We start from the raw sequence: 13740 nt of genomic DNA on the forward strand, positions 1-13740 counted from the left end.
CACCTTCCAATTGCTTTCCCTCTATTATACATCAGAAATGAGTTTCCAACTATTAAATTTATAATCACCATGAAATTCTAAATATTCCACTAAAATTTTTAATAATTCTTGTTTATTTATTGTGTTCAAATAATCCTCTACAAGCCGTCCTGTGAATAATCCAAGCAACGCGACCATAACTTCTTTCGATGTTTTTACGTGGTATGGTGCATGCGTTGCACAAACATAACCACCCTTTTCAACATCAAAAGCATTTACTTGTGTTTTTCCACAAATCACACATCCAGTCACATCAGGAGTAAAACCTTGTGATTGAATGAGATACACAATAAATTGTATGCATGCCCGTTCGATATCTCGAGAATCGATGCATTTTTCAAACCACTGAAAGAATGCAAAATTATCCTCAGGGTCATAACAACGGACCGTCAATTCAGACACCAGCGACATATACATGAGCCAGTTTAAATTCTGACGCACTTGTAAATATGCATTGATGGACTCTCCACCTATAATTCGGTTCAATTTTTGATCTTGATAATTAAATCGATACTGAACTTTGGAAAATTCCAATCCCAATCGAGCTTGCTTTGACTTTGCACGGTAATAACCAGGTAATATCAATCGTAAAAGACCATATTCTTTACCAAGAAAATGGACCATTGCATCATGTTCTCGATATGGAACAATTGATACAATGAATCCAACATCCTTATTGTTCATATTCTGTTTCGATATAACCCAACTGATTCAACATTCGTGCTCGATTACGCCAATTCTTCTCAACGCGAACATACGTTTCTAAATATACTTTTTCCCCGAGGACTGTTTCGAGTTCCCCACGAGCGCGTTCGCCAATTTGTTTAATCATGCTTCCTTGTTTTCCAATAATGATTCCTTTTTGTGAAGGACGGTCAACGAAAATCACTGCACTAATTACCGTTGCACTTTTCTTTTTAACAATTCGTTCAATTGCGACCGCAACACTATGTGGAATCTCTTCTTCAGTAAGTTCTAATATTTTTTCACGAACAATTTCCGCCATAATAAATTGTTCAGGATATGCACTGACCTGATCTTTTGGATAGTACATAACCCCTTCTTCCATATAACTTAAGGTCACATCCAGCAAACGATCTACATTATTGTTTTCTAACGCCGAAATCGGAATAATTTCAGCAAATTTAAAATCTGTAGATGCTGCGATACGTTCAAGTAGCGCTTGTTCACTCATTTTATCAACTTTATTAATAATTAAAAAAACAGGTATTTTCAGCTTACTCAAGCGCTCAATCACAAATTCATCACCTTTACCAAATGGTTCAGCACCATCGATAATGTAATAAACCAAATCTACCCCTTTAAAATGAGCATACGCCGTGCGGTTCATGCGTTCTCCCAATTGGTGTTTCGGCTTATGAATTCCCGGTGTATCGATAAATATTAATTGATAATCTTCTTCGGTTTTGACACCAATAATCGCATCCCGTGTAGTTTGTGCTTTTTCGGTTACGATTGCAATTTTTTGTTTCACTATTTGATTAATCAATGTTGATTTTCCAGCATTAGGTCGACCTACGATTGAAATAAATCCTGATTTAAATGTCATTTAAGTCCTTCTTTCCAAACATTAACGGCATCAGTTCTTCAATATTTGTTGTCATTGATTCTTTACCGTTCGATAAATAAATGGGTGTTGTCGGTTCAAGCAGTTCTGAAAGTACTTGTCGACAAATCCCGCATGGACCAGCCAGGAGATACCCGTCAGTGACAATAGCCAATCCAACAATATCCTCTTGACGATAGCCATGAGAATACGCAGCAAATACCGCACTGCGCTCGCCACAATTGGTGGCTCCATAAGATGCATTTTCTACATTCGCCCCTACAAATGTCTTACCATCTCGTGTCATGAGACATGCACCAACATGGTAATTGGAGTAAGGTGCATAAGCATTTCGCATTGCTTCAAAAGCTTTTGAAACTAATTCATCTTTCATATGAATCTCCTTATGATAACAATAATCCCTATAATTATCGCATATATTGCAGCAAGTAAAACAGCCCCCGCCGCAATATCTTTAATTTCTTTAACATGCAAATTATAATTCTTAATAAGCAAGTCACATATGTCTTCAACTGCCGAATTTAGAAATTCAGTAATAAGGACAATAAACACAGCACTTAGAACGAACATCCAATCTGTTGAACTAATCCCAATCACAGCAAAAAAAGCAATTGCTACTCCTCCAAAAACAAGTTGGATAAGTATACTGTGATCATAGAGGACACCGGTTTTAACACCCTGAAATGCCGACTTGAATTTCTTCCGGGTGCGTTTAAGAATCTTTTCGAGCGATATCATGAAGAATCTCTTTCTGCAATCCAAACATGACAACTTCTTCCTCCGGGGTATGATGATCATAACCGAGAAGATGAAGGTATCCGTGAGCTACAAGAAAACAAAATTCTCGTTTAATTGAGTGTCCGTATTCTTCTGCTTGTCGGCGAATCGCGTCAACACTAATAATAATATCTCCCATCATAAAGATATCCGCTTCAACTGACCCATCTTCAAAACTTAAAACATCTGTAGGTCGATCAATATTACGAAACTCTTTATTGAAACGATGAATACTCTCATCATCAACTAAGACAACATTAACTTCAACATCTTTATCAAAAGAAGTCTTTAGTAATGTTTCTTTTAAAATCGGGTTTAAAAACACCTCGAAGTCATTCCAATAATCATCGTTTGTTTGATTAATATAATTTATTTCCATTTTATCACTTCCTCATTAATTATATCATAAAAAAAAGGCTTACATCTAAGCCTTTTATCACATATTAACCAAAATCAATATGCCGTCCTCTAACAATATAAATTACATGCTCACAAATATTCGTCGCATGGTCACCTGCTCGTTCAATATTTCTTAAAATACCAATCGTTTGCGTTGGTATCCGATCAGTCTCCAAAGGGCTCGATGCATACCGTGCCATCATCGATTGAAACAGTTCATCCAATGATTCATCCATCTCAGCAACACAATATGCACCTTTAACATCCGGATTTTTCAGTAACGTCACTACTTCATCAAAAATTTCAAGAAATTTTGCGCCCAACACTTCCACATCATTTTGGTACTCGGGTTGAGATTCTTTACTTTTAATTACATAACGTCCCATGTTTTTAGCGTAATCACCAATGCGCTCTAAATCAGAAGACACTTTGATGCCCCCTACGACCATACGTAGATCTTTTGCTACCGGCTGCATTAGGGATAAAATTTCGATTGCTTGATCATTAATACTTTCATCTGCATCATTTATGTAATCATCTTTCTCAATCACCGCTAAAGCAAGTGATTTATCCTCCGTTACAATCGCTTGAATCGCCATCGCCATTTGTTTGCGAACACGATCTGCCATCACTAATAAATCAGCTTCAAACATTATCATTTTATCTTCTAATCGCATACGTCCTCCTAGCCAAATCGGCCTGTAATATAATCTTCGGTGCGTTTATCCTTCGGGGTATGAAATAAATCTCGGGTTGCTTCGTATTCCACAATGTCCCCCATCAAGAAGAAAGCAGTCATATCACTGATCCGTCCCGCCTGCTGCATGGAGTGAGTCACAATGATAATTGTGTAATCTTTTTTGAGTTCTAGAATTAATTCCTCGATCTTTGCAGTTGCTATCGGATCCAACGCTGATGTAGGCTCATCCATTAAGATCACATCCGGCTTTAAAGCAATCGCCCGAGCGATACACAAGCGTTGTTGTTGCCCACCTGACAACCGGAGTGCTGATGACCCTAGCCGATCTGAAACTTCCTCATAAAGAGCAGCTTTTATTAAAGCATTTTTTACTGCATCATCAAGTATCGTCTTATCTTTGATTCCTTGGCAACGTAAACCATAGGCAACATTGTCATAAATGCTCATGGGGAAAGGATTGGGATTTTGAAAGACCATGCCAACTCGCGTTCGCAAATCAACTACATCCACCTCACGATCATATATATTCGCATCATCAAACACAATGCTTCCTTCAATTTCACAATTTTCTACAAGATCATTCATCCGATTGAAACACCGTAAAAACGTTGATTTACCACAACCAGAAGGTCCGATAAAAGCAGTCACTTTTTGTTTTTTTATATCAATGGATAAATTGTTTAAGGCTTGATGATCACCATAGAACAAGCTTAAATTTTTTACTTCAAAACAATTCATAATTAGTATCCCATCCTTTTTCTAAGTTGCTTAGAAATTTGTTTGACCGATAAATTCAAGATTAAAACTAACAAGAGAATCACAAGTGAAATCGCACTCGCCAACTCAAAGTTTGGTTGTTCTTGACTCATCACAGACCAAATATGTACGGCGAGCGATGTAGCACCTTGATTTAACGCTGGGACGTCATTCACGAAAGTTCCCATTGTATAAATGAGTGCTGCCGATTCTCCAATAATACGGCTTACCGATAGCAGCACCGCTGATAAAATACCTGGTAATGCGCTAGGCAAGACTACTTTGAATATCGTTTGTGTTTGTGTAGCCCCAAGGGATAAGGATGCAGAACGCAAACTATCAGGCACCACTAGCAACGATTCTTTCACCGAACGAATAATGACCGGCAATAAGATAATAGACATTGTCATTCCGCCGAGCATAATGCTCATCCCCGATACATTAAACAACGCAGTAATCGGAAACAAAACGGCGATTCCCAACAACCCAAAAACAATACTCGGTACACCTGCAAGCATCTCTATACTACTTTCGAGCATGTGGGTGCCGCGATTATCTGCGGCAATTTCTGTTAAATAGAGTGCCGCGCCAATTCCTAAGGGTAATGCAAATACTAGTGAAATCACAATCAACAGCAACGTTGCAATAACAGAGCCCCAAATCCCACCACTTCGCGTCTTATAATATATAGAGTCTAGTTTTGAAGCTTTCGTAAGTTTATTATGAACCGACAGGGCATCATCACCACCGATGTGCCCCGCTACAACGCGTTTCCCATTGATATCGGTAAGTGTTATTTTTTCAACTATGTCTCCTTCTTTAATAATATGGTCCTTTTCAAAAAGAGGTCCTGCGGTTAAGTTAACTGTAGATCCAAATGGCCCATCTGTGTCCACATAGGTCACAACAACCATTTTCTTGCCTTCATGATTGGTTTCGTCTCGAAATGCTATACCGAAAGTATGATTAAAAATATCTTGATTATCCAAGTTGTCAGGTTTGGAATAATGACTCGGCTCATCCCGTCGAAACCCCAGCACATAATTTTCAGACCAATAGTTCGACCGCAACATATCCCAATTGAGCGTGTCTTTACCCCGGAATATGACAAATCCAAATACACTGATCAACACTAAAACGGATAACATGGCCGAAATATAGGTTGCTCCGTCAAGAAAAAAATCTTTTATTTTACGAGAACGTGTCATTGAGCATCAGTCCCCACTTTCCGCTTGAAATAATGAATCAGTAAATTTGACCCAAAGATGATAATCATCAAAACAATCCCAACACTAAATCGAATATCGTAATCCACACCTGAGGTCTCTTTCATACCTGACAGCATGGTTGATGTTAATGTACGTGTAATATCAAATGGATTCCATGTGGGGCCTATCGGCTTGTTTCCCGCTACCATCGATACTGCTGTTGCTTCGCCAAATGCTCGAGCAAGACCTAAGATCAACCCTGTCGTAATTCCCGATTTAGCGGAGGTTAAAACTACTTTGAAATTCGTCTGTGTTTGAGACGCACCTAAGGCTAACGACCCCAATTCAAGATTTTGGTCAACAGCCTTGATTGCTACTATCGAAAGCGATGTCATTGTAGGAAGAACCATCATCGCAAGCAACACAACAACTGCCAACATCGAACGTCCCCCAAAAGTGGCGTATCCAAGTGAGGCTGCAAATTGATCAATAAAAGGAACAATCACTCCCGAGGCAAATACCCCATATACAATGGAAGGTATCGCCGCAAGCAGTTCAATTACAGTTGTAAGAAATTGCGCTAACTTTTTGGGTGCAATCTTAGCAATGAAAAGCGCTGTTAGAACCGAAACAGGAAATGCAAGAATCATTGCAAAAAAAGCGGTGATAATTGTATTAATAACGATAAACAATACCCCATATATCTGTTTATTTGCATCCCATACAAATCCGGTTAAAAACTGTGCAATCGATACTTGATTTGTTCCGTAGTCGGGAAGAAAAACAGAAATACCTCGTTTGAAAATAAAAACAAAAATAATAATTACCATTGATGCTGCGAGAATCCCCATAAAACGCAATAATTGTTGTACAAAAAGATCAAGTATTTTCTTTCGCCTTTGGTACTTGGCCAAAGAATTAGAGTTAAAACGGTTTGATTTTAATCTCATAACAGATCCTTCCATTGTGCGATTTCACCACCAAATATTTTTTGTAGTAACTCCGGATTTACATCATCAACTGGATTGGCTTTATGCACAACCACAATGACCGCATCCAGGCAATAAACCCCTGAATGCATGCTCGCACTGACTGATTCTTCTTTTTTAAATGACCGAGAGGCAAATCCGATATCGATACGATTCGGTCCATCTTTTTCATCGCCTAATGTTCGTTTATATCCATCACTTGAACCAGTATGGTTGGGTTCATATCCAAAACTTCCAGCCAATGGAATAAAAGACTCAACCGCTGCTTTAAGTGTTGGTTCAACAGATGTCGAACCACCCGTTTTAAGCACCAAATCCGAATTATCCCTCAACACAATTGGATGTTCTTTTTTTAATTCGTCCCATAATACCCCTTGAGATGGATCAACGATTCCTCCCGAAGCAAGCAACACTTCTTTTCCTTCAATTGAGTTCGTTAAATAATCTAAAAACGCTTCAACCAATTGACGTTTTAAATCATGCTCGTAATCATCTTCTGCTCGCGTCACAAAACTGAATGGCCGCGCTAATTGATACGAATCATCATTAACTGAGTCAATTGAAGGCATTACCCCTAAATATTTTAAAGGCTTAATCCCGCTACCTTCAAAATCCGTCGCAAGCGAAACATATCCTATTGCATTCTTAGCTTGACCAACCTGGGTTGCCATATCACCATTGCCCGTTGTTTCCGCACTGTTATGTGTGATTGACGAGATTCCCGCAATGGTTTCAAAGGCTTCACGTGTTCCGGAAGAGCCATCACGTGTATATACTTTGATGCGATTGTCATCAGTGGACGTCGAGCAACCAGCTAATAATAAAGCAAAAAGCCAAACCAAAATAAAAGATTTCCTCATAATGTAAACCCCTCTTCTACTTGCTTTACTGAAAGTATAGATGTGTTACATTAAAAGAAAATCAATTAATTGTTAATTCTGTGTTAATTTAACCGTAAAGGTAGTACCCTTTTCGATTTTACTTGTAACGCCAATCGTTCCACCATGAGCTTCAACGATTGACTTAGAGATTGCAAGACCCAAACCGCTTCCACCATGTTCGCGACTGCGATCTTTTTCACCCCGATAGAAGCGTTCAAAGATATGTGGAATCAATTCCGGTTCCATTCCTTTTCCATTATCTGAAAATTTAATCGTTACAAATTCATCATCCGTGTCACAACTAATATTTATAAGTCCGTTCTCGGCATAATTAATTGCATTATTAAATAAATTCAAGAATACTTGAGAAAGTCGGAATTGATCTGCGTGCACAGTTATATTAGAGGGACAATTTAAAACCACCTTGATATTTGCCTGGTGCAATTCTTGCCGTCGTTCATAAATCAGACCATCAAAGAATTGTTTTAGGTTGAAGACTGTCTTTTCTAAATAAACCGTATTCGATTTGAGACGGGATTGAAGCAATAAGTCTTCAACGATATGATCAAGGCGATTATTTTCCTTCTCAATTTGTTCTAAAAACTCGTGTAAGGTCTCTTGATCTTCAAATCCAGGCCGATTTAGGATTTCTACCATCCCTTTAATTGATGCAATCGGCGTTCGAAGCTCATGAGATGCATCGGCAATAAAGCGTTTCTGCATTTTTTCGCCTTCTAACACCCGTGTCACATCTTGAAAAATCAACATGCACCCATTGTATCTTCGTTTCTCGGTTAAAAATGGAATCGATAACACCTGGAAATCGACATCGCGGTAATTTACCTGACGTACAAATTGTTTTTCATTAAGAAACGCATCCAATAATGTCTGGCGAATAGGAGAGTCAATCTTTACATCATAGACACTCTTTGCCTCAACATGAATGAGTTGATCAAAATATTGATTACTCACCTCGAAATCGCCTCTTTGGTTAATATAAACTAAAGGCGATGGAATCGCATTAATCAATTGCACTGTCCGATCATAAGCATAGTCTGCTTGGTCTGTCGCTTCCTTTTTAACAAGTTCTACATCTTCTTTGATCGTATCTACTTTGTTTTTTGTTTTTAAAGTGTCCAAAATAAATAAGACACCCATTCCGAGACTCAACAACAAAATTGAAATTGTTGATTTACTCCATAATGCAATCGCAGAAAGAATGATTAACACGAATAATTGTATTTTATTCTCTTTTCGCAACGTAACCCACTCCTCTCAACGAATTAATCTTAACATTCGAGCCTTCTAATTTTGCTCGTAATTTAAACACATGAACATCCACAATACGTGTATCACCATCATAATCAAAATGCCATATTTCAGTCAATATTTGATCGCGTGTTAATACGATGTTCTCATTTTGCAATAAATAAATTAATAAATCAAATTCTTTTTTTGTAAGTTCCACAAGATTCCCATTAACGACAACCGTATGTTGATCTAAATTGACCACAATATCTCCGACTTGAATCCGTCTTAATTCATGATTCAAATCGACTCTTCGAAGATGTGCCGTAATACGCGCTGATAACTCTCGAGGCGAAAACGGCTTCGAAAGATAATCATCTACACCCGCCTCAAACGCTTCAAGAATATCTGCTTCTTCATCTTTTGCAGTTAACATAATGAGAATCGAATCCATGCCGGATGCCCTAAATTGAGAAACGAGTTCAATCCCATCATAATACGGAAGCATCCAATCAATAATAATAACATCGTATTGCGATGATTGAGCCATTTGAAGGCCTTCACGGCCATCTTTTGCAGATTGAACATCAAAACCCATTTGTTTTAAATCATAGCGTAAAAGGCGGCGTATGCCCTCCTCATCTTCGATAATTAGAATCTTCTTGTTCACGACGTTCTCCTTCCGCAAACTTCTTGAGAATCTTAATAACCAGCGGATGTCGTACAACATCACTATGGGATAAGTTGACGAAACTTATTTCCGAAATATCTGATAGATAATCACGTGCGACGCGTAAGCCTGACTGTTGATGACGTGGTAAATCAATTTGATCAATATCACCGGTCACAATCATTTTTGAATTCCGACCCAAGCGCGATAAAAACATCATCATTTGAGCCTTCGTCGTATTTTGTGCCTCATCCAAGATAATCATTGCATCATCCAAAGTCCGTCCACGCATATAAGCAAGCGGTGCAATTTCAATAACACCTTTATCCATATACCGTTGAACGCGTTCAGGTGACAACATATCATCCAATGCATCATAGAGTGGACGCAAATAGGGATCGACCTTTTCTTTTAAATCTCCCGGAAGAAAACCGAGATTTTCACCCGCTTCTACCGCAGGACGTGTCAGAATAATTTTTTGTATCTCACCTTTTTTTAGAAGTTCCACAGCGTAACAAACGGCTAAAAATGTTTTACCCGTTCCCGCAGGACCAATTGCAAATGTAAGATCATGTTGTTTGAAAGCATCGATAAACACTTTTTGCCCAAGTGTTTTCGGACGAATTGGTTTCCCCGTGAAAGATCGCGTCAAAACATCATCCATCATTTCTATAAATCGTTCGGTTTTTCCCTTCGCCACGACATCAAACAAATAATCAAATTCTTGAGCATCTAAACGGTCGTATTGTTGAACCACCGAAGCAGCAAGGCGGACAAACGAAAGTGCAAGAGAAACATTGGGTTCCATTCCTGAGATTAGAACATGCTGATCGTTCGCTTTAATGCGTACATCATACTTTGCTTCAATTAAGGCTATATTTTTATTTTCAACCCCAACAAGCTGTTGGAGCGAAATTTCAAGTTCATTTAAATTGATCGATTGAGTTATCAAGAGCAGTCCTCCTTATATATTAATCATATCGCAAAATAAAAAACATGCAATAAAAAAGAAGCGCAATGCGCTCCTCATTTTTTATCTACGTTTTTTACGGCGTGCTTTTTGAGCAGCTTCCGACTTTAATTTACGTCGTACGCCAGGTTTTACATAAAACTCTCTTTTGCGAGCCTCAGCAAGGGTACCATTACGAGATACTTGACGTTTGAATCTGCGTAATGCGTCATCCAAACCTTCGTTCTCTTTTACTACAATTCTCGACATGACTAACCTCCCTTCTGATGCAAGCAAATTAATTATAACACTTCATCAATCAAAATCAAGTATATAATTAGGATTTTTTCGATATATTGCTAATATATTGCTAAAACTTTTAAAACCTACTCAATAAGCACCCTCACACTCACGTTTCTGAGTCCTAACAGGCTTAATCTCGTTCTAACGTGCTTTTTTTGCTACGGAATTACGCTGTTTTTTTACGACGATTAGTTGTTTTGGTTGTGCCCTTAATCGCGTTATTTTTGGTAGCACTTGTATTTTTAGTTTTTTTCGACTGCTTTTTATTTTTCTTAGATGGATGATTACTCCAATCATAAGGTCCATTTAATTCTTTTTCTTTTTTCTTAGGTTTACCCTTTGATTTAGAATCTTTATTTTTTACTGGACGTTTTCGATCACTATTTTCTTCTGCTTTAATACGTTGTAATTTGGCTTTCTTCTTTTTGCTGATTTTACCATCTTTGATTGTCTTATCAAGTAATGGATAATTATGTTTCTTCACAACTGGTACTTTCATTTGGATTACATGTTCAATATCTTTAAGCAAAGGAATTTCTTCAAAATTACAAAATGATATCGCTGCACCACTGAAACCAGCCCGTCCGGTACGACCAATACGATGCACATACGTTTCAGGAACTTCAGGAAGTTCATAATTCACAACATATTTTAGTTCATTAATATCAATGCCTCGAGCAGCGATATCCGTTGCAACTAACACATTGATGGTTCCATCTTTAAAACCGCTCAATGCACGTTGTCTTGCCCCTTGAGACTTATCACCATGAATCGCAACAGCATTAATATTGCTTCGTGTTAAATCACGGGCAACACGGTCTGCACCACGTTTCGTTCTCGTAAAGACAAGTACAGAATCAAATGATTTATTCTCTAAGATTTCTATTAGTAATTGTGTTTTATTTCTTTGGTCAACGTAATATACACTTTGTTCAACCGTCTCAACTGTCGAAGATACTGGTGTAACTGCAACTGTAGTTGGGTTATTTAACAACATCTCGGCAATATTTGAAATTTCTGCCGGCATCGTCGCGGAGAAAAGGAGCGTTTGTTTCTTTTTAGGTAGTTTTTTAATTATCCGTTTTACATCATTAATAAATCCCATGTCTAACATACGATCAGCTTCATCTAATACAAAAACTTCGATATGAGACAAATCGATGTATCCTTGACTCATTAAATCTTCTAAACGACCTGGTGTCGCGATTAATGTATCTATACCATTCCGTAATGCTTTAACTTGATAACGTTGCGCAACGCCACCAAAAACAACGGTAGAACGCAAGTCCATGTATTTTCCATACATTTCAAAACTTTCTTGTATTTGAATGGCAAGCTCACGTGTTGGGGTGAGTACTAACGCTCTAATTTTACGCTTTCCATTGCGGTCAAATTGTTTTTGACCAAGATTTTGAAGCGTAGGAACTGCGAATGCCGCAGTTTTTCCCGTACCCGTTTGTGCCAAGCCGATCAAATCATTATGTTGTAATAATGACGGGATTGCCTGTTCTTGAATGGGTGTAGGGTTTTCATAACCTTGTTCTGTAAGTGCTTGTAGTATTTTATTATTAATACCTAAATCTTTAAATTCCATATATTTACTCCTTAAATTCATCTGTTTTTATACATTTTATGTCTTTTGCAAGAACTCCAACCGTTTAATCTTATAGTTTTACAGGACCAAAGTAAACAAAAATAAATTAAAGTGCAGTTTTACTTCAAATTTTTTAGGTTTAAGTTATGATAATCATATGGAGGCTTTTATGATTCAACTTGAAAATATAAACTATAAGAATATTCTATTCTATCCCCCCATTTTTATTCATGAGGGAAAAACAACATTTATTACCGGACCATCGGGATCTGGTAAATCGACACTGCTTAAAATCATCAATGGTACAGTTGATCCACTGGAGGGCGCAATCACATTTAATGGACGGTCAATTCATGATTACGATCGCCTTGAACTGCGCAAAGACTATATCTTATGCGGACAATCTGTATTCCTTTTTGAGGAAAGCGTTCGTGAAAACTTTCAATCATTTGCGAAATTAAGAGGACATAAACCTTTAACCGCTATTCAAATGCAAGAGTTTCTCACTATCGCTTGTTCTGATGCTAAACTGGATGACTTGGTTACTTCGATGTCCGGTGGTGAACGTCAACGTATCTATATCGCTCTTTGCCTCGCTCTTGTGCGTCATGGAATAATGTTGGATGAACCAACCTCTGCACTTGATGACACGACCGCTGATCAACTCATAAACAATCTTACACAATATTGTGTCAAACATAACTTCACATTAATTATAGTAAGTCACAACGAAACGCTCAGCAAAAAATATGGCTCCGACCAAATAGAAATCGAAAATATTAAGGAGGTGACACACAATGGATAACGGTATCATTCAACTTAGCATCATACAATTTAGTATGATTTATTTACTCTTGGTTGTCGTTTTATTGATTATGAAGCGTGCCAAAATAGAGCAGACACGACTTTTGCTTACAGCAAGTATTAAAATGTCCGTTCAGCTTTATTTATCAGGTCTTATTCTGACCTATATATTTGGGAATCCCCATCCCCTCTTTGTTGTTTTATATCTTCTGGCAATGGTACTTTTCTCTACATACCGAATTTTGAAGAAAAACCCTCGTTTGAATGACCAATTTAAACGAATTATCTTCTTTTGTTTAACCGGATCTGGATTGTTCGTTGTAGCATTTTTTGTAGGAGTTATTGTACGTACAAGTATTTTTAATCCGCAATATGCCATCCCTGTTGGTGGTATGATTATCGGAAATGCAATGAATGGTTTGAGTCTTGGAATTAAGACACTTACAGACACTCTCGATCTGGAACGCAATAAAGTTGAAACACTTCTCAATCTTGGTGTTTCTCCAAAAGATGTCTTGCTTCCTTTTGTTAATAAGTCATTAGAGATGGCACTATTACCAACCTTGAATAATATGCTAAACATGGGAATTATATCTTTACCTGGAATGATGACTGGACAGATTCTCTCAGGTACAGCACCACTGACTGCAATTATGTATCAGACAGCAATTATGATTGCGATAACAACCGGCGTCGCACTTACCACATTCACCACGTTAAATTTTGGGTATAAAACCTTAATTAATAAACATCAACAAATTAATTGGTATCAATAAAAAAAGGTATTTATGAGCATTTATAAAGACAGCATCTGCTGTCTTTGCATACGGCTCAA

17 protein-coding genes are annotated in these 13740 nt (G+C 37.8%); 2 read left to right on the forward strand and 15 right to left on the reverse strand.

Annotation, left to right across the window (positions count from 1 at the left end; genetic code table 11):
- Window positions 1–24: 24 nt before the first annotated feature.
- From recO to B096_RS0103035, 15 genes are all read right to left on the reverse strand, one after another.
- Complete coding sequence (recO, locus tag B096_RS0102965) at window positions 25–723, reverse strand: DNA repair protein RecO (RefSeq protein ID WP_018579303.1); 699 nt, start codon at window positions 721–723, stop codon at window positions 25–27.
- Entirely contained in the window at window positions 713–1609 is an 897-nt protein-coding gene (era, locus tag B096_RS0102970) for a GTPase Era (RefSeq protein ID WP_018579304.1), read from the reverse strand. Before era ends, recO begins: the two co-directional genes overlap by 11 nt.
- A complete protein-coding gene (gene cdd / locus B096_RS0102975) occupies window positions 1599–2000 on the reverse strand; it encodes a cytidine deaminase (protein ID WP_018579305.1) in 402 nt (133 codons plus the stop codon). The genes era and cdd overlap by 11 nt, the downstream gene beginning before the upstream one ends.
- Window positions 1997–2365 (reverse strand): diacylglycerol kinase family protein, encoded by a 369-nt coding sequence (locus B096_RS0102980; RefSeq protein WP_018579306.1) that lies wholly within the window; start codon window positions 2363–2365, stop codon window positions 1997–1999. Before B096_RS0102980 ends, cdd begins: the two co-directional genes overlap by 4 nt.
- On the reverse strand, window positions 2340–2783 hold the full coding sequence (gene ybeY, locus B096_RS0102985) for an rRNA maturation RNase YbeY (protein ID WP_018579307.1): 444 nt from the start codon (window positions 2781–2783) through the stop codon (window positions 2340–2342). Before ybeY ends, B096_RS0102980 begins: the two co-directional genes overlap by 26 nt.
- Window positions 2784–2847: 64 nt before the next feature.
- Entirely contained in the window at window positions 2848–3480 is a 633-nt protein-coding gene (phoU, locus tag B096_RS0102990; RefSeq protein WP_018579308.1) for a phosphate signaling complex protein PhoU, read from the reverse strand.
- A gap of 8 nt (window positions 3481–3488) precedes the next feature.
- A complete protein-coding gene (pstB, locus tag B096_RS0102995; RefSeq protein WP_018579309.1) occupies window positions 3489–4241 on the reverse strand; it encodes a phosphate ABC transporter ATP-binding protein PstB in 753 nt (250 codons plus the stop codon).
- A gap of 2 nt (window positions 4242–4243) precedes the next feature.
- Complete coding sequence (pstA, locus tag B096_RS0103000) at window positions 4244–5467, reverse strand: phosphate ABC transporter permease PstA (protein ID WP_018579310.1); 1224 nt, start codon at window positions 5465–5467, stop codon at window positions 4244–4246.
- Window positions 5464–6417 carry a phosphate ABC transporter permease subunit PstC gene (gene pstC, locus B096_RS0103005; RefSeq protein ID WP_039736857.1) on the reverse strand — a complete coding sequence of 318 codons (954 nt, stop codon included), beginning with the start codon at window positions 6415–6417 and terminating at the stop codon, window positions 5464–5466. The genes pstA and pstC overlap by 4 nt, the downstream gene beginning before the upstream one ends.
- Window positions 6414–7316, reverse strand: a complete 903-nt coding sequence (locus B096_RS0103010; protein ID WP_018579312.1) for a substrate-binding domain-containing protein — start codon at window positions 7314–7316, stop codon at window positions 6414–6416. Before B096_RS0103010 ends, pstC begins: the two co-directional genes overlap by 4 nt.
- Before the next feature lie 72 nt (window positions 7317–7388).
- Entirely contained in the window at window positions 7389–8597 is a 1209-nt protein-coding gene (locus B096_RS0103015) for a sensor histidine kinase (protein ID WP_018579313.1), read from the reverse strand.
- Window positions 8581–9255, reverse strand: a complete 675-nt coding sequence (locus B096_RS0103020) for a response regulator transcription factor (RefSeq protein WP_018579314.1) — start codon at window positions 9253–9255, stop codon at window positions 8581–8583. The genes B096_RS0103015 and B096_RS0103020 overlap by 17 nt, the downstream gene beginning before the upstream one ends.
- On the reverse strand, window positions 9224–10207 hold the full coding sequence (locus B096_RS0103025; RefSeq protein WP_018579315.1) for a PhoH family protein: 984 nt from the start codon (window positions 10205–10207) through the stop codon (window positions 9224–9226). Before B096_RS0103025 ends, B096_RS0103020 begins: the two co-directional genes overlap by 32 nt.
- 81 nt (window positions 10208–10288) lie before the next feature.
- Entirely contained in the window at window positions 10289–10474 is a 186-nt protein-coding gene (rpsU, locus tag B096_RS0103030; protein ID WP_003773874.1) for a 30S ribosomal protein S21, read from the reverse strand.
- 199 nt (window positions 10475–10673) lie between these two features.
- A complete protein-coding gene (locus B096_RS0103035; RefSeq protein ID WP_018579316.1) occupies window positions 10674–12101 on the reverse strand; it encodes a DEAD/DEAH box helicase in 1428 nt (475 codons plus the stop codon).
- Window positions 12102–12270: 169 nt separating this feature from the next.
- Between B096_RS0103035 and B096_RS0103040 the strand changes: the two genes are divergently transcribed.
- Both B096_RS0103040 and B096_RS0103045 read left to right on the forward strand, forming a co-directional pair.
- Entirely contained in the window at window positions 12271–12906 is a 636-nt protein-coding gene (locus B096_RS0103040; protein ID WP_018579317.1) for an ABC transporter ATP-binding protein, read from the forward strand.
- Window positions 12899–13681 carry an ABC transporter permease gene (locus tag B096_RS0103045; protein ID WP_018579318.1) on the forward strand — a complete coding sequence of 261 codons (783 nt, stop codon included), beginning with the start codon at window positions 12899–12901 and terminating at the stop codon, window positions 13679–13681. The genes B096_RS0103040 and B096_RS0103045 overlap by 8 nt, the downstream gene beginning before the upstream one ends.
- Window positions 13682–13740 lie beyond the last annotated feature (59 nt).

The sequence above is a fragment of the Erysipelothrix tonsillarum DSM 14972 genome (assembly GCF_000373785.1).
In the GTDB taxonomy this organism is placed as follows: Bacteria; Bacillota_I; Bacilli_A; order Erysipelotrichales; family Erysipelotrichaceae; genus Erysipelothrix; species Erysipelothrix tonsillarum.